This is a genomic window from Agreia bicolorata, from assembly GCF_000938265.1.
In the GTDB taxonomy this organism is placed as follows: domain Bacteria; phylum Actinomycetota; class Actinomycetes; order Actinomycetales; family Microbacteriaceae; genus Agreia; species Agreia bicolorata.
Map to the genome: position 1 here is coordinate 356,459 of NZ_JYFC01000002.1, position 23,006 is coordinate 379,464.

Here is a 23,006-nt window from a genome sequence, read left to right on the forward strand (position 1 = left end):
CGCCGCCCCGTGCCGGATTCGCCGCTTCAGCCGATCGCGTGCAGTCCAGCCGCCGTGGTGAAGACGCCTGCGGTCAGCGCCCAGAAGGAGACGATGAAGACCCAGTCCCGAACCCGGAAGGCGATGAGATACCTCTCGGTGCGGGTGGGGTGCGCACCGAACGCGCGCGAGTCCATGGCGAGCGCAACCCGCTCCGCGTGCCTGATGGCCCCCGCCAGCAGCGGAACGACGTAGCCGGCCGTGCGGGCGACCGCGGCGATCGGGCCCCGCCCATCCGACATGCCCCGAACCCGGTGTGCCTGCCTGATCACGTCGAGCTCGTGGCCGAAGCGCGGCACGAAACGAAACGCTGCGAGAGCCGTGTATCCCAGCCTGTACGGCACACGAAGCTGTTGCACGAGGGAGCGCACCAGATCGGGCCCCGTCGAGGTGAGCCCGCCGATGAGTGCAAGCAGAACGATGGCGGTGAGTCGCAGCGCGGTGGCCAGGCCGATGAGCCAGGCGCCGACTGTGAAGCGCACGGGCCCGGCCTCGACGAGAACGGGGGAGTCTCCGACCAGAGCGGCATCCGCCCAGATGCCGAAGCTCACCGACATGACGGCGACGACGAGGGGGAGGACTACGAGCAGCACAACGAGTGTGCGGGCGCGCAGATGCGCACCGATCACGAGCATAAGAAGGACGAAGAGGCAGAAGATCAGCGGAGTCGCGATGTCTCGAGCGAAGAGAAGCAGGGCCATGGCGGGCAGTGGGGCCACGATCTTCGACAGAGGATTGAGGCGATGAAGAAAGCGAACGGGGCCGAAGTCGCGCGGTGCCGCATACGGGTCGATGGCCTGATGCGTTGCGGATGCGCCGGTCTGGCTCACGACGTCGCCCCAGCGGGCAGGTCACTGAGCCGGGTCACGGCTCGCCAGGCAGGATGGCGCTCGACCTCGCGAAATGCGCGCGCGAGCGGCGGCGTGCGCAGCCCGGCCGATTCAAGGGCGTCTGAGGCGAGCACCGGCGCTGTGGGGCCGAAAGCTGCGACTCTGCCCGAGTCGAGAACCAGAATATGGCTGCAGTGCTCGGCGACCAGTTGAAGATCGTGCGTCACGACCAGCACCGTCGTGCCCTCGGCGTTGAGTTCGTCGAGCAGCGACAGAAGCTCGGATGCGCGTGCTCTGTCTTGGCCGAACGTGGGCTCGTCGAGGGCGAGCAGCGGGGCGCCGTCGATCAATGCTGTGCCGACCGAGAGCCGCCTCTTCTGCCCGCCTGACAGTAGAAAGGGATGCTCGTCGCGCAGCTCCTGCAGTCCGAAGCGGTCGAGCATGTTCGACACGCGTGTCTCGATGGCGTCGACCGGTATTTGCTGCAGCTGCGGCCCGTGCGCGAGCTCTTCGGCCACGGTTGCCTTGATGAATTGGTGCTCGGGGTTCTGAAAGACGAAGCCGATCGTGCGCGCGAGGGTGCGGGCGTTGGCCTTGGCGGGGTCGACTCCCAGAACCTGGATGCGCCCGGCCGGAGCGCGGATCACGCCGGCGATCGCCTGCAGCAGCGTGGTTTTTCCTGCCCCGTTCGTGCCGACGATCGCCACGAACGAGCCGCGTTCGATCGCGAGGTCGATGCCATTCAGGATGCGGGTGCGCCCGCGATCGAGATCGAGCGCGGTCACACGCACGGCCAGGTTCGGGTCACCCGTGGTGTCAGCAGGGTGTGCGGGGCTGACGCCGGAATCCGGGGCGGACGAGGCCAACGTGGGGAGGGCATCCTGCGCGTCGAGCGAGGTCGTCAGTTCGCGCGGGGTCAGGGGCAGCGGATCGAGTGTGATGCCAGCGTCGCGGAGGCGCAGTGCCGCGAGCAGGGCCACGGGCAACCAGACGCCGAGGCGGAGGAGCTCGTCGACCCGATTGATGAGTATCTGCCTCGTGGGGCCCTCCATGGCCAATCGCCCCTGCGCGTCGAGCACGATCACGCGATCGACGAGGTCGATCGCGGCGTCGAGATTGTGCTCGACGAGCACGATCGCATGATCTCCGGTGTCGACCAGGCGGCGCAGGACCTCGTAGACCTCCTCGATCCCGGCCGGGTCGAGATTAGCGGTCGGTTCGTCGAGAACGAGAATCGGCGTCTTCATTGCGAGAGCGCACGCGATCGCGAGCCGCTGTCGACCGCCGCCCGAGAGGAGGTCGGGATTGTCGCCCCGGCGCTCCCACAGCCCCACCTGGCGCAGGCTCTCCTCGGCCCGCGCAAGAACCTCGGCGCGGTCGACGAGCAGATTCTCGGGGCCGAACGCCACCTCGTCGAGCAGTGTTCCCGTGACCATCTGCGAATCGGGGTCTTGAAAGACCATCGCGACCCGCTCACTGAGCCGCGCAACCGTCTCATCGGCCGTGCGCATGCCGCCCACGGTCACGGTGCCCGTGAGTTCGGCGGGAACCGCGTGGGGTACGAGCCCGTTCAGTGCCAATGCGAGTGTCGACTTGCCGCATCCCGACGGCCCGAGGATCAGCACGACCTCTCCGGGCGCGACGTCGAAGGTCACGTCAGACGGGGTGGATGCCGCGCGATCGTCGTGCCGGATCGACACGGACTGCACGCGCACGATCGGAGCGGGAGCGTTCTCTGTCACCGACCCCGGGTCGACGACGCGGTCGTCGGTCACGCCGCAGGAGTGGCGCGGGCGCGCTCGGCTCGCAGGCCGCGCGCCACACCTGTGCGGACGAGGGCCGCCCCGAGGAGCACCGCGATCGCCGTGAAGACGATCGGTGCAACGAAGTACCCGGTCATGAGAATCGCTCCCGATGCGGCGTCGAGGGAATCTTTCGCGAGTGTGCGGTACATGCCGGCGGCGCACACGATGCCTGCCACGATGCCACCCACGATGAAGAGCCAGGTGTTCCAGCGGCGGTACTTCGCGACGAGGAAAGGCAGCTCTTGGAACGCGCCGATGGCAATGGCGATGAGAGTCGCCCAGAAACCGAGTGGCTGCAGAGGCGCGGTGACGAGCCCGGCGATGGCCGCCGTGAGAATCGCGACCCCGCCGCGCCTGATCACGTACTGGGCCACGACGCCGGGAAGGAAATAAACGCCGATGGTGAACCCGTAGAACAGGGGAGCGAGGGCCGCGACGGTGCCGCCGACCCAGGCGTTGAGTGCAAAGACGAGGCCGCCGGCAACGCCGATCGCGGCGCACGTCAGGAGCAGGCGCGTGCTCACGTTTCTCATCGGACCTCCGCCATCAGCTTAGGGCAGGATAACCAAACTAACCGGTGACCTTAGGTGGCTCAGGCGAGCGAGAGCATGCCTGCCGCCGCGACCGCCAGAACGAGTCCGACGACCTGCACGAGAGCAATGCGTTCCTTGAGCACGATCGCGGCCAGCACGATGGTTCCTGCGGGGTAGAGCGCGACGAGTACCGACATCACCGAGAGTTCCCCGAGTCGGAGCCCGGTGAGAATCAGGCCGTTGGCTGCCGCGTCGGCGACGCCGCACGCGAGGGCCAGCAGCAGGGCGGTGCGCAGGCCGGCGCGTGCGGGCCCGTCGGATGCGGCGGGCGGTCGGGCCGCGGCATCCGATCGCCGGCGCGCGATCGCGACGGCCATGAGCACGATCGTGACCATGATGACGCCGTTGACGGCTCGGTTGAAGACGAGGGGCACGAGCCCGGAGTCGGCGGGTGCGATGTCGATGGCGATCAGGAAGACGCCGATCGTGGCGCCCGACCCTACGGCCATAAGAACGCCGCGGAGGCTCGGGCGGACGGCTCCTTTCTCTGGAATGAATCCCACCAGCACAACCGCGACCAGTGCGAGAGCGAGGGCGACGTATCCGACGGGCTGAAGCCCGTCACCGCGGGCCAGCCCGACGGCCAGGGGGACGACGGCCGACACGACCGCGGTCAGGGGCGAGAGGATGCTCATGGGCCCGATCGCGAGGCAGGCGTAGAGCAGCGAGATGCCAATGGCTCCGGAGACTCCCGAGATGCTTCCCCAGAGCGCCGCCTCAGCCGACCACGCTCCGCCCACGAGCGGATAGACGGCGAGCAGTACGGCGAGCCCGGAGAACGCCGCGATGCCGGTGACCGCGAACGGCGAGAGGCGCTTGGAGGCTAGGCCGCCGAGGAAGTCGGCGGAGCCGTAGACGAACGCGCCGACCAGTCCGAAAGCGATGACGAGCATGGGCACTGAGCCTACGCGGGGCGTTGTTGCGCGCTCGCGGCAGCAAGCGCTGGCTCGGGATCGCCGAACGCGGGAGTTCGCGCCCGGCGCGGTGGTTGCGCCGCCGCGTTCGGCGGGAACACCCGCGTTCGAGAGGACGATCTTCGGGTGGCTCCTGTCCATCACACGTGACCCACGGAGAAGGGCTTCCACAGTTCAGCCTCGTCCGCTCTTGCGGATGCTGGTGTCCGTCAGCGTTGTGTCATGACCGCGCCAATGATGCATCTCGAAGATGCGCTTCTTCTGACCCGAGACCGCAACGTGCTGATGGGTGGCGACTCCCGGCTCAATCGACTTGCGGCTCGAGGGGAGCTTCTGCAGATCCGTCGGGGCGCCTACATTCCGGTATCGACCTGGAGATCGATGAACTACGACGCGAGATACCGCATGCACGTCTTCGCCGTCGCGCGTACACGACGCATCGAGCCCGTGTTCTCCAGCTACTCGGCGGCTGTGCTCTGGGGACTTCCAATTGTCGGGCCCTGGCCCCGAGACGTGCACGTTCTCGCCGAGCGCTCGTCCGGAGGTCGCTCGGATCCGGGTATTCGCCGCCACGCGGTGGGGATGCCGTCGACGCTCGTCAGAACCGCAGAGGGCCTCGTCGTCACCGATGTTGCTCGAACGATCGTCGACATCGCCGCGCAGTCCACTTTCGTCTCCGGCGTAGCTGCCGCTGATTTCGCGCTGCATCGCGGCTTGGTGACGCGAGAGGAGCTGAGATCCGTATGGAGCGAGCTCCTGCCCTTTCGTGGTTCTCGACAGGCTTCTGGTGTCATCGAGTTCGCGACGCCCCTCAGCGGTTCGGTCGCCGAATCGGTGAGTCTCGTCAACATGGCGAGGCACCGATTTCCTCGGCCGATTCTCCAGCAGGAGTTCGTGCATCCATCGGGCCACTCGTATTTCGTCGACTTCTGGTTCAAGCGGTGCAGGCGCATCGGTGAGGTCGACGGACGCATTAAATACAGTGACCCTGCCTATCTTCGAGGGCGCACACCGGCGCAGGCTCTGTGGGACGAGAAGCAGAGAGAGGACTGGCTGCGAACTCAGTGCGATGGGTTTGGACGCTGGCCATGGGAGGTGGCGAACAGCGCCGGCGCTCTGTGTCGTCGGCTTCTCGAGCTCGGCGTTCCTCAACTTCCTTTCGGCCACCCCGACGGTTTCCTCGTTATGCCACCGCGGTGAATGGTCGAACGCGGGAGTTCGCGCCCGGCGCGGTGGTTGCGCCGCCGCGTTCGGCGGGAACACCCGCGCTCGCGGGAGCGTGGTCAGAGGACGACGGTAAACTTCGGAGCGTGACGTGGAACGCTGAAATCCCCTGGGACCCGCAAGCGGAACCACCGCCCTTCGACGAAGAGCCGCCGTACGACCCGTACTACGACGAAGGTCCGGCGCCAGCCCTTCGACAGGCCCAGGGAATGCAGGCTCAGGGAACGCAGTCTGCGCCAGCGGTCGACGTGGCCGTCGCCACTCCCGAGACCGCGGTCGAGGCCCTGCAGCGGGTCTTCGGATACGAGACCTTCCGCGGAGACCAGGCTGCGATCATCCAGAACGTCATCGACGGCGGCGACACGGTCGTGCTTATGCCGACTGGCGGCGGCAAGTCGCTCTGCTACCAGATCCCGTCGCTGGTGCGCCGAGGCACCGGCATCGTCATCTCGCCCCTGATCGCGCTGATGCAAGATCAGGTCGACGCCTTGACGGCGGTCGGTGTGCGCGCAGCTTTTCTCAATTCCACCCAGGATGCCGCGGAGCGGGCACGCGTCGAGAATGCTTACCTCGGGGGGCAGCTCGACCTCCTCTACGTTGCTCCGGAGCGCCTGTCGAACGAGGCGACCAAACGCTTTCTCGCGCGGGGCGAGATCGCGCTCTTCGCCATCGACGAGGCTCACTGCGTGTCGCAGTGGGGGCACGACTTCAGACCTGACTACCTGGCCCTTTCCGAGCTGGCCGAGCGTTGGCCCGATGCGCCTCGCATCGCGCTCACCGCTACGGCGACCGAGGCCACGCACGCTGAGATCACTGAACGCCTGGGCATGCAGCAGGCCAAGCACTTCGTCGCCAGCTTCGACCGCCCGAACATTCGCTATCGCATCGAGAACAAGGGCGAGGTGCGCAAGCAGCTGCTCTCGCTGATCAAGGGTGAGCACCCCACCGACTCGGGCATCGTCTATGCCCTCTCGCGCAACACCGTCGAGAAGACCGCCCAGTTTCTGGCCGATAACGGTCTGAAAGCACTGCCGTATCACGCGGGTCTCGACTCGCGACTGCGCGCGGCCACCCAGTCGCGCTTCTTGCGCGAAGACGGCATCATCATCGTCGCCACCATCGCGTTCGGCATGGGCATCGACAAACCCGATGTGCGCTTCGTCGCCCATGTTGACCTGCCCAAGTCGGTGGAGGGCTACTACCAAGAGACGGGTCGCGCCGGCCGCGACGGTCTGCCGTCGACGGCGTGGCTCGCCTACGGTCTTCAAGACGTCGTGCAGCAGCGCCGAATGATCGACGAGTCTCCCGGCGATCTCGCCCATCGCAGGCGGCTCTCCGCGCACCTCGATGCCATGCTGGCGCTCTGCGAGACCGTGCACTGCCGTCGAGTGAACCTCCTGGGCTACTTCGGTCAAGAATCCACACCGTGCGGCAACTGCGACACGTGTCTCGAGCCGCCCGAATCGTGGGATGGCACCGTCGCGGCCCAGAAGCTGCTGTCGACCGTGGTGCGGCTGCAGCGCGAGCGCAATCAGCGCTTCGGCGCCGGGCAGCTCATCGACATCCTCCGGGGCAAGGTCACTGACCGGGTCACCCAGCTGAATCACCAGAGTCTCTCCACCTGGGGCATCGGACAAGACCTCAGCGACCAGCAGTGGCGGGGAGTGGTGCGCCAGCTTCTGGCTCAGGGACTGCTCGCGGTGAACGACGACGGCTACGGAACCCTGGTGATCACCGAGGCGAGCGGCGAGGTGCTCGCGGGGCGGCATCCGGTGTCGATGCGGCGAGAAGCCGAACGGGCGGCGCGCAGCGTGCGATCGTCGGGCTCGTCGAAGTCGAAAGCGGCCACGGCCGAGCTGGCACCGGCAGATCAGGAGTTGTTCGAGAAGCTGCGGGCCTGGCGTGCCGGCGAAGCGCGCGAGCAGGGGGTGCCCGCATACATCGTCTTCGGAGACGCTACGTTGCGAGCCATCGCCACCGAGCGTCCCACGTCGCTCGATCAAGCCGGAGGCATCAGTGGAATAGGTGAGGCGAAGCTGCAGAAGTACGGCGAGGCGATTCTCGAGGTCGTCGCGAGCGACGCTATATCCTGATCCGAGCATAAATACAGGTCGTATCGCAGAGCATGCCGCGGGGGCTATGAGCGCTCTGCGAGACTGGGCGCATGCTCACCCTCCTCAGCCGCGCCTTTCTCGCACCCGTGGCCAGAGCCGTCTACCGCCCGAAGGTCATAGGCCGAGAGAACGTGCCGCGCACGGGGCGCGTGCTGCTCGCGAGCAACCACCTGAGTTTCATCGACAGCGTTGTTCTCACCCTCGTGGCCCCGCGCAATGTCTCGTTCCTCGCGAAGTCCGAGTACTTCACCGGCGACGGCGCAAAAGGGTGGCTGTCGAGATCGTTCTTCTCGGCCATCGGAGCGGTGCCCGTCGATCGCGGAGCCGGGCAGGCAGCGCAAGACGCTCTGGACGCGGGACTCGCGATCCTCGAGCGTGACGAGGCCTTCGCCATCTATCCCGAAGGAACCCGGTCTCGAGACGGACGAATCTACAAAGGGCGCACGGGCGCGGCGTGGCTCGCCATGAGCTCGAACAGTCTCATCGTGCCCGTGGCCCTGATCGGTACCGAGAAGTTGCAGCCGGTGGGGTCGACCATTCCCCGGCTGCACCGGGTGTCTGTCGAGTTCGGCCGTCCCATCGACGCGTCGGAGTACGGGCAGGCGAATTCGGCGCGCGCGAGACGCAAACTGACCGACGTGCTGATGGAAGACATTCAGCGCATGTCGGGCCAGGATGCGGCCGGTGTGTACAACGAGGTTCCAGCCGCGTCGGCGATCGAGAAAGTCAAGCGCGCTCTCGGTCGCAACAGACCCTCCTAAGGTGGGGTGAGCACGCCGAGACGACAAGACTGGGGACCCGAATGTTCAGCAAGAAGAGACGCCGCACCGCAGCCGTGCAGCAACCCCAGTCCGACATCGTCGTTCCCGGGAGTGCGGCGCTTCCGCCCGTGCGGGTCAACGCGTTCCGCATCGGACTCGTCGGCGGGCTCGGAGTGCTCGTCTCGATTCTCATCGGCGGGATCATCGGGCAGCTCACCACGGTTCTGATCTATGTGGGCGTGGCCCTCTTTCTCGCGCTGGGGCTCGACCCGCTCGTGTCGTGGCTCGAAAGGAAACTCCCTCGGTGGGCGGCGATCCTCGTGGTCTTTGCAGGGGTCATTCTCGCCTTTGCCGGGCTGCTTCTCACGATCATTCCCGTGATCGTTGAGCAGGTGTCGAATCTCATCGCCAACTTTCCCGACATCGTCAACCGCGTCGTCGACAGTGACTTCGTGAAGACGACGGAGCGGCAGCTCTCCGGCGTCGTCGACTTCGACTCCGTTGCCAAGAGCGTGACCGATTTCGTCAGCGACCCGAACAACTTCGTGAACCTGGGTGGCGGCATCCTGGCCGTGGGTGCAGGGGTGGCGAGCGGCGTCACGGGCGCGGTTGTCGTGCTGATTCTGACCCTGTACTTTCTCGCGTCGCTGCGTTCGATCAAGCGCGTCACCTACCGCTTCGTTCCGGCCAGCAAGCGTGCGGGCTTCATCGATGTGTCTGAAGACATCACCTCGGCTGTCGGTCGCTATGTCGTCGGGCAGGTGTCGCTGGCTGCGGTCAATGGTGTGCTGAGCGCGATCTTCCTGTGGAGCATCGGCGCCCCACAGTTCGTGCTTCTCGCCTTCATCGCATTTCTGTTCTCGCTGGTTCCTCTCGTCGGAACGCTCACCGGCTCGATCATCATCGTTCTGACCTGCCTGTTCGCGTCGCCGTTGACGGCGCTCGTGGCCCTGATCTGGTACCTCGTCTACATGCAGATCGAGGCGTACTTCCTGAGCCCGCGCATCATGAACCGCGCCGTCTCGGTACCAGGTGCGGTAGTCGTCATCGCGGCCGTCGCCGGCGGAACCCTGGGCGGAATTCTGGGCGCCCTCGTGGCGATTCCGGTCGCCGCCTCGACAATCATCATCATTCAGAAGATCGTGTTTCCGAGGCAGGATCTGAAATAGCAGCCGGGTCGGCTCGCATCCGGCCCAGTTGTGGGGGAACGCCTGCGTTCTCCATGTTCGTCTGTAGACATCATCAACGCCGCGGCTCGGTCGACAACGGGTCGTTGTAGGGCACGGACGGTGAATTTTCATGGCCGCCCGGCCGCTCGTAGCGTGGACGCAGATTTGCTGACAGCGCACGGAAGAGGCCAATGATGGTGGACGCGGTGAAGAACGAGACAAACGGCGACAGCTCTACACAGCTCGCAGACCGGATCGAAGACAGCGAGAAGCTCGACGAGACTTCGGGTGGCATGGCGGTCGACAAGGTGGATGCGCGCATCGACACGGCCGAGCTCGGCCAGTACCTGCTGGGCACCTGGGCGGATGCGCGCATCGCCGCCCGCAAGCTCACTGGCCGCCCCGAAATGCAGCGCGTCGACGGCCAGACGCTCTCGGAGCACCGCGACACCGTCTTCCATCAGCTCGAGCTGCTGGTCGAGCACGGGGGAGTGCACAAGGCCTTTCCGAAGAGCCTCGGCGGCGAAGACGACCACGGCGGCAACATCGCCGGGTTCGAAGAGCTCGTCACCGCTGACCCGTCGCTGCAGATCAAGTCGGGCGTGCAGTGGGGCCTCTTCGGCGCCGCCGTGCTGCATCTCGGCACGCAGTATCACCACGAGACATTCCTGCCCGCGATCATGAGCCTCGAGGTTCCCGGCGCCTTCGCCATGACCGAGACCGGTCACGGCTCCGATGTCGCTGCCATCGCCACGACGGCGACCTTCGATGTGGGTAGCCAGGAGTTCGTGATCGACACTCCGTTCCGCGGCGCCTGGAAGGACTACCTCGGCAACGCCGCCATTCACGGCACCGCGGCCGTGCTGTTCGCCCAGCTCATCACCGAGGGCATCAACCACGGGGTGCACGCCTTCTATGTGCCGCTTCGCGATGCCGACGGGCAGTTCCTCCCCGGTGTCGGCGGCGAAGACGACGGGCTCAAGGGCGGCCTGAATGGCATCGACAACGGCCGGTTGCACTTCACCAACGTGCGCATCCCGCGCGAGAACCTGCTCAACCGATACGGCGATGTGGATGTCGACGGCACGTATTCGTCGCCCATCCAGAGTCCCGGACGCCGCTTCTTCACGATGCTCGGCACCCTGGTGCAGGGCCGCGTCTCGCTCGATGGGGCATCGGTCGCCGCGGCCAAGGTCGCGCTCGCGATCGCCGTTCGTTACGGCAACGAACGCCGACAGTTCACGGCTGGAAGCGACACCGACGAAGAGGTGATCCTCGACTACCAGGTGCACCAGCGCCGGCTGATTCCCCTGCTTGCAACCACCTATGCGGCGAGCTTCGCGCACGAGCAGCTGCTCACCAAATTCGACGGCGTCTTCTCGGGCGCTACTGACACGGATGCCGACCGGCAAGACCTTGAGACCCTCGCTGCTGCGCTCAAACCGCTGTCGACCTGGCACGCGCTCGACACGCTGCAGGAGGCCCGCGAGGCCTGCGGCGGCGCCGGATTCCTTGCCGAGAACCGCCTCGTAGGGCTGCGCGCCGACCTCGATGTCTACGCCACGTTCGAGGGCGACAATCACGTGCTCCTGCAGCTCGTGGCCAAGCGCCTGCTCACCGACTACAGCCACCGTTTCGCCAAGGCCGACGTGGGTGTGCTCGCTCGCTACGTCGTCGAGCAGGCCGCCGATCGTACGGTCAGCGGCACGGGACTGCGCACGCTCGCGCAGAACCTGTCAGACAGGGGTTCTGTCGCTCGCAGCGTCGAGCAGCTGCGCGAGACGGGCGCGCAGCGCGCCCTGCTGACCGACCGGGTCGAGACGATGGTGGCCGAGGTCGCCGGAAGGCTGCGCCCGGGAACGAAATCCTCGAAGCAGGCCGCTGCAGACCTGTTCAACGCCAATCAGAGCGCCGTCATCGATGCGGCCAGGGCCCACGCCGAACTGCTGCAGTGGGAGGCGTTCACCGATGCCCTCGACCAGATCGACGACGAGGGCACCCGGGTCGTGCTCACCTGGGTGCGCGACCTCTTCGGCCTCGGCCTCGTAGAGAAGCACCTGGCGTGGTACCTCATCAACGGCCGCCTCTCGCCGAAGCGCGCGCAGGCCGTCACGGCGTACATCGACCGGTTGATCGCGCGACTGCGGCCGCACGCCCAAGATCTGGTGGATGCGTTCGGCTACGGCCCCGAGCACATCCGCGCGTCGATCGCGACGGGCGCTGAGGCGACTCGTCAGAAGGAGGCGCGCGGCTACTACGCCGAGCAGCGTGCGTCGGGCGAGGCTCCCATCGACGAGAAGACCCTCTCGAAGAAGCAGAAGGAGCGCATCTAGCCCCTCGCCGCCCCCTGAGCCTGTCGAAGGGGGCAAGCTGGGAACATGGCCAGCAGCAACCACCGTGTCGCCGTGCTCGTGCTCGAAGGGGCGAAGCCCCTCGATGTCGGTATCCCCGCGCAAGTCTTCTCGAACCGCCCGAGTATGCCTTACGACGTTCGAGTGTGCGGCGCGGCTCCGGGCCCGGTGACAGGAGGAGACGGTCTTTCGTATCACGTGGCGGATGGCCTGACGGCTCTCACGCAGGCGGACACGATCTTCATTCCCGGCTACCGGATGCCCGCACAGATCGATCCTCCGTCGAGCGTGGTCGACGCCCTGGTGGCAGCCCATGAGCGGGGTGCGCGGCTCGCTGCGATTTCGACCGGGGCGTTCGCGCTCGCGGCGACCGGCCTGCTCGATGGCAAGCGGGCGACCACCCACTGGCACTACACGCGGGCGCTTGCCGACAAGCATCCGCTCGTGCATGTCGACGAGGACGTGCTCTTCGTCGACGAGGGCGATGTGCTCACCTCGGCCGGTGCGGCGTCTGGCATCGACCTGTGCCTGCACCTCATACGCCGGGACCACGGCGTCGCGCTGTCGAATCACGTCGCGCGCCGTCTCGTCGCAGCGCCGTATCGGAGCGGTGGGCAGTCGCAATATGTGCCGCGTAGCGTGCCCGAGCCTCTCGGTGACCTCTTCGCAACCACTCGCGAGTGGGCGTTGGCCCACCTCGCGGATCCGCTCACCCTCGATATGCTCGCCCGCAACGCCCGCGTCTCCGCCCGCACCTTCTCGCGCCGTTTTGTCGAAGACACCGGCTACACGCCCATGCAGTGGATGCTGCGGGCACGGGTCGACGTCGCCCGTGAGCTTCTCGAGAGCACGGATCTCGGCGTGGAGCAGATCGCGGCCCGGGTGGGGCTGGGAACCGGAGCCAATCTGCGACTGCATTTTCGGCGCATCCTGGGCACATCGCCGACCGAATACCGTCATACCTTCTCCGCCTGAGGTCGCATCGCACATGTGGCGAGATCCTTTCGTATCGCGTCTTTCCAGCCACTGGTGAAGGCGCACAAGCCCGCCGAACATGGGAGGCGGAACGAAAGGAACCTTCCATGACTCGCATTGCCATCAACGGATTCGGTCGTATCGGGCGCAACACCCTGCGTGCTCTGCTCGATCGCGACAGCGCGCTCGAGGTCGTCGCTATCAACGATCTCACCGCCCCTGACTCGCTCGCCCACCTGCTCAAGTACGACAGCGCGCACGGTCGCTTCGACCGCACCGTCGAGGTGGACGGCACCGACCTGCTCGTCGACGGCCGTCGTATCCGGGTGCTTGCCGAGCGCGAGCCGGCCGACCTGCCCTGGGCAGAGCTGGGCGTCGACATCGTTCTGGAGGCCACGGGCCGATTCACCTCGGCCGATGCCGCCCGAGCGCACCTCGCCGCCGGCGCCGCACGGGTGCTGGTGAGCGCGCCATCGGAGGGTGCAGACGTGACGCTGGCATTCGGTGTCAACACCGGCGCCTATGATCCGGCGCGCCACGTGATCGTCTCCAACGCCTCCTGCACCACCAATGCGCTCGCGCCGCTCGCCGCGGTGCTGGACGATCTGGCGGGTATCGAGCACGGCTTTATGACGACGGTGCACGCCTACACACAGGAGCAGAACCTGCAGGACGGTCCGCATCGCGATCTGCGCCGCGCACGGGCTGCAGGCGTGAATATCGCACCCACCACGACCGGTGCTGCCAAGGCCATCGGGCTCGTGCTGCCGAAGCTCGAGGGAAAGCTCTCGGGTGACTCGATCCGTGTGCCCGTTCCGGTCGGCTCGATCGTGGAATTCAACACGACGGTGTCGCGCGATGTCACCCGCGACGAGGTTCTCGCCGCGTACCGCACGGCCGCATCCGGCACGCTTGCGGGCATCCTCGACTACTCCGAGGAGCCGCTCGTCTCGAGCGACATCGTCGACCAACAGGCGTCGGCGATCTTCGACTCCGCTCTCACCCGCGTCGACGGCAGGCACATCAAGGTGGTCGCCTGGTACGACAACGAGTGGGGCTTCTCGAATCGAGTGATCGACACGCTCGAGCTCATGGCTCGGGTGGCGTAGACGCCGCGGGGCTGCTCTAGTACCCCGGTACGACACGCATCGATCAAGACCGTCCTCTCGGGCGATTCGCCACACCTCGCCCACTTCTAGCCTCGAAGAAGTGGGGGAGGGTCGGCCTCCTCCACACCTGCCTGTAGACAGCACAGGCATACAGACGTGAATCGACAGGAGATCGACATGATCGAAGCACAGTCCCTCACCAAGCGCTACGGCCAACGAACAGCGGTGGATGCCGCCAGCTTCACGGTGCGGCCGGGCAAGGTCACGGGCCTCCTGGGCCCGAACGGCGCGGGCAAGTCCACCACGATGCGAATGATCGTGGGGCTTGACCGGCCCACGTCCGGCAGCGTTCGGGTGAACGGCCACTTCTACGCCGAGCACTCCGCCCCTCTTCACGAGGTCGGAGCCCTGCTTGACGCGAAAGCCATCCACTCGGGCCGCTCGGCCTACAACCACCTGCTCGCCCTCGGCGCCACCCACGGCATCGGCTCGGCCCGGGTGCGCGAGGTCATCGACCTCACGGGTCTGCAGGCCGTGGCAGGCAAACGCGTGGGCGGGTTCTCGCTCGGCATGGGGCAGCGGCTCGGCATCGCGGCGGCCCTCCTCGGAGACCCGCAGACCCTTATCCTCGACGAGCCCATCAACGGCCTCGATCCCGAGGGTGTTCTGTGGGTGCGCGGGCTGCTCAAGCACCTCGCCGCCGAGGGTCGCACCATTCTGCTCTCGAGTCACCTCATGAGCGAGATGGCCATGACCGCAGATCACATCATCGTGTTCGGACGGGGTCGCGTGATCGCAGACGCTCCTGTAGCCGACATCGTCGGGCAGGGCGCGGTCACCTCTGTGCGTGTCTCCAGCCCACAGGCGGCCGAGCTCGCCCGGCTGCTCGCCGCTCCGGATGTTCAGATCACCTCGGCGAGCGGCTCGACGCTCGACGTGGCCGGCGTTTCGGCCGCGACCATCGGCGGCGTCGCCGCATCCAACGGTCTGGTGCTGCACGAGCTGACCACCGTCACCGGCTCTCTCGAAGAGGCCTACCTTCGTCTCACCGCAGACGAAGTCGAATACCACACGCAGTCCGTCACCCCGGAGGTTGTCCGATGAGTACCCTTGCCCAACCCGCCCTCGCCCGCTCGAGCCACATCGACGCGTCGAGCCGTGGCCTCAGCGCCACAGGCATTCTGCGCAGCGAGTGGATCAAGCTGCGGAGCCTGCGTTCCACCTGGTGGTCGTTCGGAATCATCGTCGCCATTCAGATCGGCATGGCGGTGCTCTTCTCGCTGACCGCGACCGATCGTTTCGGGGAGATCTCCGGCGCCCAGGCGACGGACGCGGCCGTGAGCGTCACCTCGGTGGGGCTCATCTTCGGTCAGCTGGTGATTGCTGTACTGGGAGTGCTCGTGATCAGTGGTGAGTACGCGACCGGTCAGATCCGCTCGTCGTTCATGGCTGTTCCGAGCCGTCTGCCCGTGCTCGCCGCCAAGGCCATCGTTTTCTCCATCGCCACGTTCGTGGTGACTCTGGTCAGCATTGTTGTGGCCTACTTCGTCACGATGCCGATCCTTGCCGGAGCCGGCGTGCAGGCCAACCCCTTCGATGGCACGCTGTGGCTGCACTTCATCGGAGCAGCCACCTTCCTGGTGATGATCGGCCTGATCTCGCTCGGTATCGGTGCGACGCTGCGCTCGACACCGGGCGGTATCGCGGCCAGCCTTGGACTACTGCTCGTGGCTCCGACGATTCTCGTGGTGATTCCGGCGGCCTGGGCGAACACTCTGGCCGGATGGACCCCCAGTTCGGCCGGACAGGGCCTCTATTACTGGGGCGGAACCTTCGAACCATGGCAGGCGCTGCTCGTTATGCTCGGATGGGTCGCCGTGTTCATCGCCACCGCGGCAGTTCTGATGAAGCGAAGGGACGCGTAGCTCTCGTGTCGACCGATCCAGCCATGGTGCCCCAGGCCCAGGCTGGATCGTCGCGCGTTCTGCGGCCGAGGCGGATCGAGGACTACGATCCGCAGCGGCTCGGCCTGCCGAAGCCGCCCGGCTTCATCCGCACGTTCTTCCGCCGCAACCCGTGGATCATCGACTCGGTGCTGATGGGCCTGTTCTACTACGCGTCGATCGGGTCGGTGCTCGCGTCTGCGAACGGTTCTATGCCGATCGCCGGGGTTCTGATGTCGGCCATCCTTTCGCTCGGAACGACGGCAGCCATCTTGTTCCGCCGCTTCATTCCTCGCATTCTCGCGGGAATCTCGAGCGCACTCCTGCTTGCCGTGATCCCGGGAAGCACCGGCTCGTCGGTCGGGGTCATCGCGATGGTCATCGCACTGTATGCGCTCGCGGTCTACCGATCGGCGAGATCGGCGTGGCTCTGGACGATCATCGGAACCATCGTCGCAACCATCGGCGCGCTCTCCGCTGGCCTGCTCGACGTGGCAATAGCGCTTGTCGCGTTCTTCGGCTACGGCATGATGTTCGTGATCGCGACGCTGATCGGCATCAGCGTAGGCAATCGGGTGCGATACATGGATGCGCTGTTCGCCCGCGCGGCTCAGCTGGCCCGCGAGCGAGACCAGCAGGCGCAACTCGCCACGGCATCCGAACGGGCCCGCATCGCCCGCGAGATGCACGACATCGTCGCCCACAGCCTGACCGTGATGATCGCCCTTGCAGATGGCGCGACGCGCGCCGCGACCAGCGACCCGGGCCGGGCGATGGATGCCATGGCGCACGTCTCGGAGATCGGCCGCACGTCGCTCACCGACATGCGCCGAGTGCTCGGAGTTCTGACGGAGGCCTCCGGTGAAGGCCCCGGTGGCGCGCCCTCCGCGACCGGTGCCGTTCCCCTGGCTCCGCAGCCCACGTTCGACGAGCTGCGCCCCCTCATCGACTCGTACCGCGCCGCGGGCCTGCCGATCACGCTGACGGTCTCGGGCGCAGTGCCCGAGGAATCGGCCACGCAGCTCACGGTCTTCCGGGTCGTGCAGGAGGCTCTGACGAATGCCCTGCGCTACGCACGAACACCGTCACGAGTCGAGGTGGCCGTCGACTTCACGACCGCTGGCCTCACCGAGGTGATCGTGCGCGACGATGGACTCGGCACCGCAGCCGACTCCGCGACGGTCTCTGTCGGCTCGGGCCGCGGACTCATAGGCATGCGCGAACGCGTGGCGCTCTACGGCGGCACCGTCGACGCCGGACCGATCGAACCCCGCGGTTGGCGAGTGCACGCGAGAATTCCGACGGCAGCTCACCCCTCAGACCCTTCATCCAGACAAGAGAGCACCCCGCTATGAGTCTCGCCCCCGATCCCGCCGGCGCCACCGAAAACCCGGCCGTGCGCATCCTGCTCGTCGACGACCAGGCCCTGCTGCGGGTGGGCATGCGCATGGTGCTCGAGTCCGAGCCCGGCTTTGAGGTCGTGGGCGAGGCCGGCGACGGCCGCGACGCGGTGCGGCAGGCTCGGGCGCTGCGTCCCGATGTGATTCTCATGGATGTGCGCATGCCCGTTCTCGACGGCATCGAGGCGACGCGTGAGATCGTGCGCGAGCAGGCGGCGAGTCGCATCATCATTCTCACCACTTTCGACCTCGACGAGTACGCGTTCGCCGGCCTGCGCGCGGGAGCCAGCGGATTCCTGCTCAAGGACGCCAGACCGACCGAACTCGTCTCGGCGATCCGGGCCGTCGCATCCGGAGATGCGGCTGTGTCGGCGCGCATCACCCGCGAGTTGCTCACGATGTTCGGCGACAGTCTTCCGGATGCGTCGGGCGGGCCCTCGCAGACAGCCTCGGCCGCGCGGCTGGCCGTGCTCACAGAGCGCGAACTGGAAGTGCTGACTGCGATCGGCGAAGGGCTGTCGAACATGGAGATCGCGGCGCGCTTCGTGCTGTCGGAGTCGACGGTGAAGACCCACGTCGGCCGCATTCTGCAAAAGCTGGAGCTGCGCGACCGGGTTCAGGCCGTGATCCTCGCCTACGAGACGGGGCTCGTCGGGCGTTAGCGCTGCCTCGCGGTAGCTGAGTGTTGCCCGTGGCGACGAATGTGCCCGGGCGACCGGCAACATCCGTCGTCACGGGCAACAGGCACGGATGCCGAGGGCCGTGCGCGCTCCGTAAAATCGAGAGCATGCGCACCCTCTACCCTGAAATCGTTCCCTTCGACTCCGGACTCCTCGAGGTGGGCGATGGGCAGTCGATCTACTGGGAGACGTCGGGCAACCCAGAGGGAAAGCCCGTCGTGTTTCTGCACGGAGGGCCGGGCGGCGGCTCCAGCCCGGCTCATCGCCGCCTGTTCGACCCGAGCCGCTACCTCATCGTCGTTCTCGATCAGCGCGGCTGTGGTCGCAGCCTGCCGCACGTCAGCGAGTCTGGCTTCGACCTGACAACGAACACGACCTGGCACCTGGTCGCCGACCTCGAAAGGCTGCGCACGCACCTCGGCATCGACCGCTGGCAGGTGTTCGGCGGCTCGTGGGGCAGCACCCTCGCGCTCGCGTATGCCGAGACGCATCCCGACCGCGTGACCGAGCTGGTGCTGCGCGGGATCTTCACGCTCCGGCTCTCCGAGCTGGCCTGGTTCTACGAAGGAGCCGGGGCGAACGAGGTGCTGCCCGATCTGTGGCCCGGCTTCCTCGCGCCGGTTCCGGTCGACGAGCGCGGGTCACTCATCCAGGCCTACCATCGTCTGCTCAATGATCCCGACCCGGCCGTGCACGGGCCGGCGGCGGTCGCGTGGGCGACGTGGGAGGCATCCGCCATCACCCTGCTGCCGCGACCCGAACTAGTGGCGGCGTTCGCCGACCCCACCTATGCGCTTGCGTTCGCGCGCATCGAGAACCACTACTTCGTGAATGCGGGGTGGATGGAGGACGGCCAGCTCATCGCGAATGCGGCAGTGCTGCGCGACATTCCGACCGTGATCGTGCAGGGCCGCTACGACCTGTGCACCCCGGCGGTGACCGCCTGGGATCTGCATGAGGCGCTGCCCGACGCAGAGTTCCGTATCATTCCCGACGCGGGCCACGCCTTCGACGAACCGGGCATCCTCGATGCGCTGATCGAGGCGACAGACCGTTTCGCGGCTTAACCCGCGCTGTTCGTTGCGCCTGTCGAAACGCCCTTTGACAAGCTCAGGGAGCGGGGCTCTCGTCGTCGACGAAGCCTCCGACGGCCAACTGCAGCGCCCGAGAGAATGCGTGCGCCCGGTCTGGCTCGACGGCATAGCGGATGCCTCCGGCCGGCACAGGCGTCTCGGTCAACGCACCAGAGGCGGCAAGCTCTGCGAGCACGGCGATCGTTCGCTCGGAGGCGTACTCGTTCGACAAGCGGTGCACCTCGGCCGAGAGTTCTTCATCGTCGTCGCCGAACAGCCCCTCGTCGTCGGGGTCGTCGTGATCGGGCCGCGCGTCATCGAAGACGAGGTTGAGGGCGTCAACGGATGCGCCGGGCAGCAGATCGGGCGAGAGGGCCACGCAGAGCTGGCCGATGACCCGGATGGTGACCTCCGAACCCAATTCGGTGTCGGCATCCAGCTCTTTGGTGAGCCACCACGTGAGGTAGTGGCGCACGAACGCCACGCGCAGGTCGAGGGCCGCCTCGGCCTTCGAATCGTCGCCGGTCCACGCGTCGAAGCCTGAGCCCGCACGCAGGGACGCGCCGTCGATTGCGATGATGCGCGACTCGGTGAGGGCGTACCACCAGGCCGAGAGTGGCTGCGAATCCCACATGCTGCCGCCGGGAACCTGGCGCTGCGGCGCAAGCCCGAGCATGGTGGCGACGACCGGGATGTCCGCCGTTCGGAGGGCCCCGGTCGCGGTGAGGGTCTTCTTGTCGCCTATCCATGCGAGGAACTCGGGGATGGCGGCGATGACCGACCAGCGGTCGAGCGACGCGATCTGCGCCTCGACCGGAGCGGCCTGCACGGTCTCGAGGCTCTCTACCAGCAGCGTGAAGAAGCCTGAGGCGGCGCCACCCTCGTCTCCGGTCAGCTCGTGGATGATCTCCGAGCTCTCCTCGAGCTCTGCCGTTGTGCCGCGCCAGCGTTCGGTCTCGATGAGAAAGTCGAGCAGGTGATCGAGCACGTCGACGACCGATGCGCCCTCCCAGAGCGGGTCGTCGAGTTCGGCGTCGTCGGCCTCGTCGAAGTGATCGAGCAGCGCGTCGAGGGTGTCAGGCACCGGATGCGCGAGGGTGCGTTTTCCGGGAAGGCCTGCGGTGATCGTGGTGAGCCGCGAGAAGGAGGCCAGCATCGCCTCGGGAGTCGGGTGGTCGTCGAGACCCTCGACGTGCACGCGGTACCAGGTGCCGAACGCGAGGGTGAGAGCGGAGATCGCGGTGGGCGAGGTTGCAACGGAGCGGGACACCCCGGTGCGCTTCTTCGCTGAGGATCGCTTCTTACTCGTGGGCATGTGCTGCTCTCCGTCGGTGCGCTGGTGGTCAACCAATCGTAGGGCGCGGCCCGGCGGGTCGGGCGGATTAGGCGGTTAGGCAGTGACGAGGGCTGCGATCACGAGACCGAGCACGATGACGAAGAACGGCATGCTGAACGCGCACACCTGACGCCGGCGGCGAGGGCTGAATGACAGGGGAAGCGCGACTGCGAGAACGAGAGCGGCGATCGTCGAGAGTGCGCTGCCGAAGATCAGGCCATAGCCGTGCATGTCTGTCTGGGGCGGGCCGAATCGGCTCGATATCACGAGCCAGCCGCATAAGACGAAGACGATCCCTGCGCCGAGGCTGACGACGCCCGCGACGACTCGTCCCACGATCGAGGCCGCTGAGCGCCCCGGCCGTGGGGTGGAAACCGTCATGCTAGAAACTCTAGACGGGCCTCGCCTCCACCACTCGGGGTGCGCCGATATCGTGACGCGGGCCAGCCCAGGTACGGGCCCGCCGGCGGCCTCGATCGTCTTTGCCGTGAGTTCCGGTCGTTCTGCCGAAACTTGCCCTTCGTTTGGTCGGGAATCGCATCGGTCTTTCTGCTCGCCGCCGTCTTTCTGCCTTCCCTCGCGCGGCTGATCCGGGCATCGATATGCTCTGCGGAACGAAGCGAGGATTTTATTGGGGGAATCAATGGCTGGTCGCTATGACCGTGATGAGTGGACGGACACGGACCGGCCGTCCTCGTCTTTGCCTGCGCTCGGTTCTGCCGGTGCTTTTTTCATCGCGGCGAACGTGAACGCGGCTGTCTGGACATCAGGGAACTTGAGCTTCTGGGGGTTCGTGATCATCGGGGCGATAGCAGGAGCCACGGGCGTGTTCGTGAGCGTATTTCTTGTGTGCAAGGCCGTATTCCATGCTGTTCGGCGACTTCCCGTATCGATGCCGATGAGAACTCGACAGTGTATCGGAGGTGCTCTCGTCGGGGTTGTGACTTTGATCGCATGGACTGCGACGTTGGGTTTTTTCCAGGTGTTGGCGATCTGGCTCTATCTGCTGCCGTCGATGCTGGCCGCAGCGATCACCGCCGGTCTGGTGGCCGTTGTCGCCATGCGCGCTGCCGCTGAAGAGCCAAGACGCCCACGCCGAGCGAACATCTAAGGGAGCGGAGTCTCGACAAGCTCGACGAACGGATATGTCGTTCTATGAGCCTGTCGAACCGCCGTGCTTCACCATGGCCTGCCGATGCGTTGCTGGCCTACCGGGCGCGGTGTTCGCTGCCGGTCGAGCCAGGTGGGTGGCCTGACGTGCGGTTTGCCGTGAATCATCTCGAGTTGCCACGCAGACGAGTGAATCGTGGAGTGATGGAAAGAGCAGAGCAGTGCCAGATTGTCGATGTCTGTGCGCCCGGGCAGGAAGGTATGACTCACCCACGGAACAACATGATGTGCCTGACATCGCGACGGTGGAACCGTGCACCCTGGCATGACACAGCCGCCATCTCGCGCTGCCAGTGCTCTTCGTTGTCGTCGCGTCGCCAATCGTTGTGTTTTGCCGTGGTTCAGGATCTCGCCGTGGTTTCCGAAGAGGGTGGTGACGGTGTCGCCGTCGCACTGGAGTTGGTTGACGGCGCTGATCGGTATCGGCTCTGTGCTTCCATCGATCCACCCCGCTCCGCGACCTGATTGGAGATCTGCCAAGGTGACATGCACGTTCACCGTCGGGGCTGACCCGTTGAGACGGGATGCGGTAGGGGACGCTGCAGCCATGTCGATGAGGGTCATGACGGCATCGAGTAGCTTCTGCTCCGCAGTTCGCGGGTCTAAAACGACCTGGTCATCTGATGTAGAGATTTCGGTTTCGGCGCTCACGCCGCCGTCGGTCGAGTCGGCGTCTGCAACGTGCTCGGCGGGGTCGGGTGTGCGTGGGCTGAGGATAGAGTCGACTGCGGCCAGGAACACTCCCAGTTGCAGGGGCGGCAGGGCGTATCTGCCGCGAGCCATGCCGTCGACTCCGACTCTCGGGTAACTGAAGCCGCGAAGGGACTGCTTTATCGTGTCTCGGGGTTCTGCGCCGTCGGGGTCGAGATGCTCGCGTATACGGATCGCGAGCCGACCGATCTCCTCGACCGTGTACAGCATCGGAGGCCTCGCCATAGCGTCGGCCTCGGCGTCGGCGTCTGCATCTGGGTCACGATCGCTTCTCACGGTCGCGGTCGCCGCCGCGACCAGGTGCCGCTCTGCATGGTCGGTGGCATCTGACCGGCCGACGCGGTTCACCGCTTCGGAGAGGGTGCGGCAGATCATCGCCGCCGTGTCCACCCCGATGTCGCCCGCGAAGAATGCGGACTCGACCACAGGGAAGAAGCTCGGATTCGGGGTGCCTGAGATCGAGACCGAGGAGCGCACCCGTTGGCCGAGGCTGATGCGGGTGGCCGCCGTGCGTTCGGAGATGTTCGTCGTGGAAGCGAGGAGTTGCTTCGCCGACGGGAAGCCATGCCGGTAGGCGAGACCTGACGTATCGAGTTCGCGGCGGGACTCGTTCGCGATCTCCGCCGCGACCCAGGTGCGCGCTGCGTCGCCGGCGCGGCCGATTGCCTCCCAGTCGTGGGCGGCCTCGAGTAAAGCGTCACCGGAAGTGCCGGCAGCCGCGGCTCGGTCGAGATCGAGGAGCTCCCGAAGCCGCGCGGCGATATCGCCGAGGGAAGCGTCGAGGAGGTCCATACGAGAAGTAAAACAGT

At 66.4% G+C, this 23,006-nt stretch carries 20 protein-coding genes; 13 read left to right on the forward strand and 7 right to left on the reverse strand.

The genetic code is table 11. From position 1 onward, the window contains the following. Positions 1–26: 26 nt before the first annotated feature. From TZ00_RS05140 to TZ00_RS05155, 4 genes are read right to left on the reverse strand one after another with little or no spacing between them, the layout of a single operon-like run. Entirely contained in the window at positions 27–869 is an 843-nt protein-coding gene (locus tag TZ00_RS05140) for an energy-coupling factor transporter transmembrane component T (protein WP_420796226.1), read from the reverse strand. Beyond that, positions 866–2,644: an ABC transporter ATP-binding protein gene (locus tag TZ00_RS05145; RefSeq protein WP_052521305.1), complete on the reverse strand. Its 1,779-nt coding sequence runs from the start codon at positions 2,642–2,644 to the stop codon at positions 866–868. The genes TZ00_RS05140 and TZ00_RS05145 overlap by 4 nt, the downstream gene beginning before the upstream one ends. After that, entirely contained in the window at positions 2,641–3,207 is a 567-nt protein-coding gene (locus TZ00_RS05150) for an ECF transporter S component (RefSeq protein WP_078713758.1), read from the reverse strand. The genes TZ00_RS05145 and TZ00_RS05150 overlap by 4 nt, the downstream gene beginning before the upstream one ends. Before the next feature lie 59 nt (positions 3,208–3,266). Then, positions 3,267–4,160 (reverse strand): EamA family transporter, encoded by an 894-nt coding sequence (locus TZ00_RS05155; RefSeq protein WP_044439786.1) that lies wholly within the window; start codon positions 4,158–4,160, stop codon positions 3,267–3,269. Between the two features lie 243 nt (positions 4,161–4,403). Here TZ00_RS05155 and TZ00_RS18695 point away from each other — a divergent pair, with 243 nt between their 5' ends. The 12 genes from TZ00_RS18695 to pip all read left to right on the forward strand — a co-directional run bounded on the left by TZ00_RS18695 (position 4,404) and on the right by pip (position 18,974). Continuing rightward, positions 4,404–5,381 carry a hypothetical protein gene (locus TZ00_RS18695; RefSeq protein WP_152631091.1) on the forward strand — a complete coding sequence of 326 codons (978 nt, stop codon included), beginning with the start codon at positions 4,404–4,406 and terminating at the stop codon, positions 5,379–5,381. 233 nt (positions 5,382–5,614) lie between these two features. Continuing rightward, a complete protein-coding gene (gene recQ / locus TZ00_RS05165) occupies positions 5,615–7,498 on the forward strand; it encodes a DNA helicase RecQ (protein ID WP_161793740.1) in 1,884 nt (627 codons plus the stop codon). 71 nt (positions 7,499–7,569) lie between these two features. Then, on the forward strand, positions 7,570–8,280 hold the full coding sequence (locus TZ00_RS05170; protein WP_044439788.1) for a lysophospholipid acyltransferase family protein: 711 nt from the start codon (positions 7,570–7,572) through the stop codon (positions 8,278–8,280). A 41-nt stretch (positions 8,281–8,321) separates the two neighbouring features. Further along, positions 8,322–9,449, forward strand: coding sequence for an AI-2E family transporter (locus tag TZ00_RS05175; RefSeq protein WP_084605926.1), 1,128 nt, complete (start codon positions 8,322–8,324; stop codon positions 9,447–9,449). A gap of 293 nt (positions 9,450–9,742) precedes the next feature. Further along, on the forward strand, positions 9,743–11,782 hold the full coding sequence (locus TZ00_RS05180) for an acyl-CoA dehydrogenase family protein (RefSeq protein ID WP_044440355.1): 2,040 nt from the start codon (positions 9,743–9,745) through the stop codon (positions 11,780–11,782). Positions 11,783–11,827: 45 nt separating this feature from the next. Continuing rightward, positions 11,828–12,775, forward strand: a complete 948-nt coding sequence (locus TZ00_RS05185) for a GlxA family transcriptional regulator (RefSeq protein ID WP_044439790.1) — start codon at positions 11,828–11,830, stop codon at positions 12,773–12,775. A 107-nt stretch (positions 12,776–12,882) separates the two neighbouring features. After that, positions 12,883–13,884: a type I glyceraldehyde-3-phosphate dehydrogenase gene (gap, locus tag TZ00_RS05190; protein WP_044439792.1), complete on the forward strand. Its 1,002-nt coding sequence runs from the start codon at positions 12,883–12,885 to the stop codon at positions 13,882–13,884. Between the two features lie 177 nt (positions 13,885–14,061). Continuing rightward, positions 14,062–14,988, forward strand: coding sequence for an ABC transporter ATP-binding protein (locus TZ00_RS05195; RefSeq protein ID WP_044439794.1), 927 nt, complete (start codon positions 14,062–14,064; stop codon positions 14,986–14,988). Next, positions 14,985–15,809, forward strand: coding sequence for an ABC transporter permease subunit (locus TZ00_RS05200; protein WP_044439796.1), 825 nt, complete (start codon positions 14,985–14,987; stop codon positions 15,807–15,809). The genes TZ00_RS05195 and TZ00_RS05200 overlap by 4 nt, the downstream gene beginning before the upstream one ends. Positions 15,810–15,814: 5 nt before the next feature. After that, positions 15,815–17,182 (forward strand): histidine kinase, encoded by a 1,368-nt coding sequence (locus TZ00_RS05205; RefSeq protein ID WP_052521308.1) that lies wholly within the window; start codon positions 15,815–15,817, stop codon positions 17,180–17,182. Beyond that, positions 17,179–17,889 (forward strand): response regulator, encoded by a 711-nt coding sequence (locus TZ00_RS05210; protein WP_044439797.1) that lies wholly within the window; start codon positions 17,179–17,181, stop codon positions 17,887–17,889. The genes TZ00_RS05205 and TZ00_RS05210 overlap by 4 nt, the downstream gene beginning before the upstream one ends. A gap of 125 nt (positions 17,890–18,014) precedes the next feature. Then, a complete protein-coding gene (gene pip, locus TZ00_RS05215) occupies positions 18,015–18,974 on the forward strand; it encodes a prolyl aminopeptidase (protein ID WP_044439799.1) in 960 nt (319 codons plus the stop codon). A gap of 43 nt (positions 18,975–19,017) precedes the next feature. On the opposite strand, the gene TZ00_RS05220 is transcribed toward pip, so the two are convergent. Continuing rightward, positions 19,018–20,295 carry a hypothetical protein gene (locus TZ00_RS05220; RefSeq protein WP_044439800.1) on the reverse strand — a complete coding sequence of 426 codons (1,278 nt, stop codon included), beginning with the start codon at positions 20,293–20,295 and terminating at the stop codon, positions 19,018–19,020. A gap of 75 nt (positions 20,296–20,370) precedes the next feature. Then, positions 20,371–20,697, reverse strand: coding sequence for a hypothetical protein (locus TZ00_RS05225; protein WP_152631092.1), 327 nt, complete (start codon positions 20,695–20,697; stop codon positions 20,371–20,373). Between the two features lie 262 nt (positions 20,698–20,959). On the opposite strand from TZ00_RS05225, the gene TZ00_RS05230 reads away from it, so the two are divergent. Then, positions 20,960–21,427 (forward strand): hypothetical protein, encoded by a 468-nt coding sequence (locus TZ00_RS05230; RefSeq protein WP_044439801.1) that lies wholly within the window; start codon positions 20,960–20,962, stop codon positions 21,425–21,427. A gap of 68 nt (positions 21,428–21,495) precedes the next feature. Here the strand turns inward: TZ00_RS05230 and TZ00_RS05235 are convergent, their stop codons facing one another. Continuing rightward, positions 21,496–22,989 (reverse strand): HNH endonuclease signature motif containing protein, encoded by a 1,494-nt coding sequence (locus TZ00_RS05235; protein ID WP_044439802.1) that lies wholly within the window; start codon positions 22,987–22,989, stop codon positions 21,496–21,498. Between the last annotated feature and the right edge of the window lie 17 nt (positions 22,990–23,006).

Coding starts and splice junctions, on each gene's coding strand:
- TZ00_RS05175 (WP_084605926.1), top strand. CDS start 8,322: ATGTTCAGCAAGAAGAGACGCCGCACCGCAGCCGTGCAGCAACCCCAG.
- TZ00_RS05230 (WP_044439801.1), top strand. CDS start 20,960: ATGGCTGGTCGCTATGACCGTGATGAGTGGACGGACACGGACCGGCCG.
- TZ00_RS05225 (WP_152631092.1), bottom strand. CDS start 20,697: ATGACGGTTTCCACCCCACGGCCGGGGCGCTCAGCGGCCTCGATCGTG.
- recQ (WP_161793740.1), top strand. CDS start 5,615: ATGCAGGCTCAGGGAACGCAGTCTGCGCCAGCGGTCGACGTGGCCGTC.
- TZ00_RS05220 (WP_044439800.1), bottom strand. CDS start 20,295: ATGCCCACGAGTAAGAAGCGATCCTCAGCGAAGAAGCGCACCGGGGTG.
- TZ00_RS05180 (WP_044440355.1), top strand. CDS start 9,743: ATGGCGGTCGACAAGGTGGATGCGCGCATCGACACGGCCGAGCTCGGC.
- TZ00_RS05185 (WP_044439790.1), top strand. CDS start 11,828: ATGGCCAGCAGCAACCACCGTGTCGCCGTGCTCGTGCTCGAAGGGGCG.
- TZ00_RS05155 (WP_044439786.1), bottom strand. CDS start 4,160: ATGCTCGTCATCGCTTTCGGACTGGTCGGCGCGTTCGTCTACGGCTCC.
- TZ00_RS05150 (WP_078713758.1), bottom strand. CDS start 3,207: ATGAGAAACGTGAGCACGCGCCTGCTCCTGACGTGCGCCGCGATCGGC.
- TZ00_RS05170 (WP_044439788.1), top strand. CDS start 7,570: ATGCTCACCCTCCTCAGCCGCGCCTTTCTCGCACCCGTGGCCAGAGCC.
- TZ00_RS05210 (WP_044439797.1), top strand. CDS start 17,179: ATGAGTCTCGCCCCCGATCCCGCCGGCGCCACCGAAAACCCGGCCGTG.
- gap (WP_044439792.1), top strand. CDS start 12,883: ATGACTCGCATTGCCATCAACGGATTCGGTCGTATCGGGCGCAACACC.
- TZ00_RS05235 (WP_044439802.1), bottom strand. CDS start 22,989: ATGGACCTCCTCGACGCTTCCCTCGGCGATATCGCCGCGCGGCTTCGG.
- TZ00_RS05195 (WP_044439794.1), top strand. CDS start 14,062: ATGATCGAAGCACAGTCCCTCACCAAGCGCTACGGCCAACGAACAGCG.
- TZ00_RS05200 (WP_044439796.1), top strand. CDS start 14,985: ATGAGTACCCTTGCCCAACCCGCCCTCGCCCGCTCGAGCCACATCGAC.
- pip (WP_044439799.1), top strand. CDS start 18,015: ATGCGCACCCTCTACCCTGAAATCGTTCCCTTCGACTCCGGACTCCTC.
- TZ00_RS18695 (WP_152631091.1), top strand. CDS start 4,404: ATGACCGCGCCAATGATGCATCTCGAAGATGCGCTTCTTCTGACCCGA.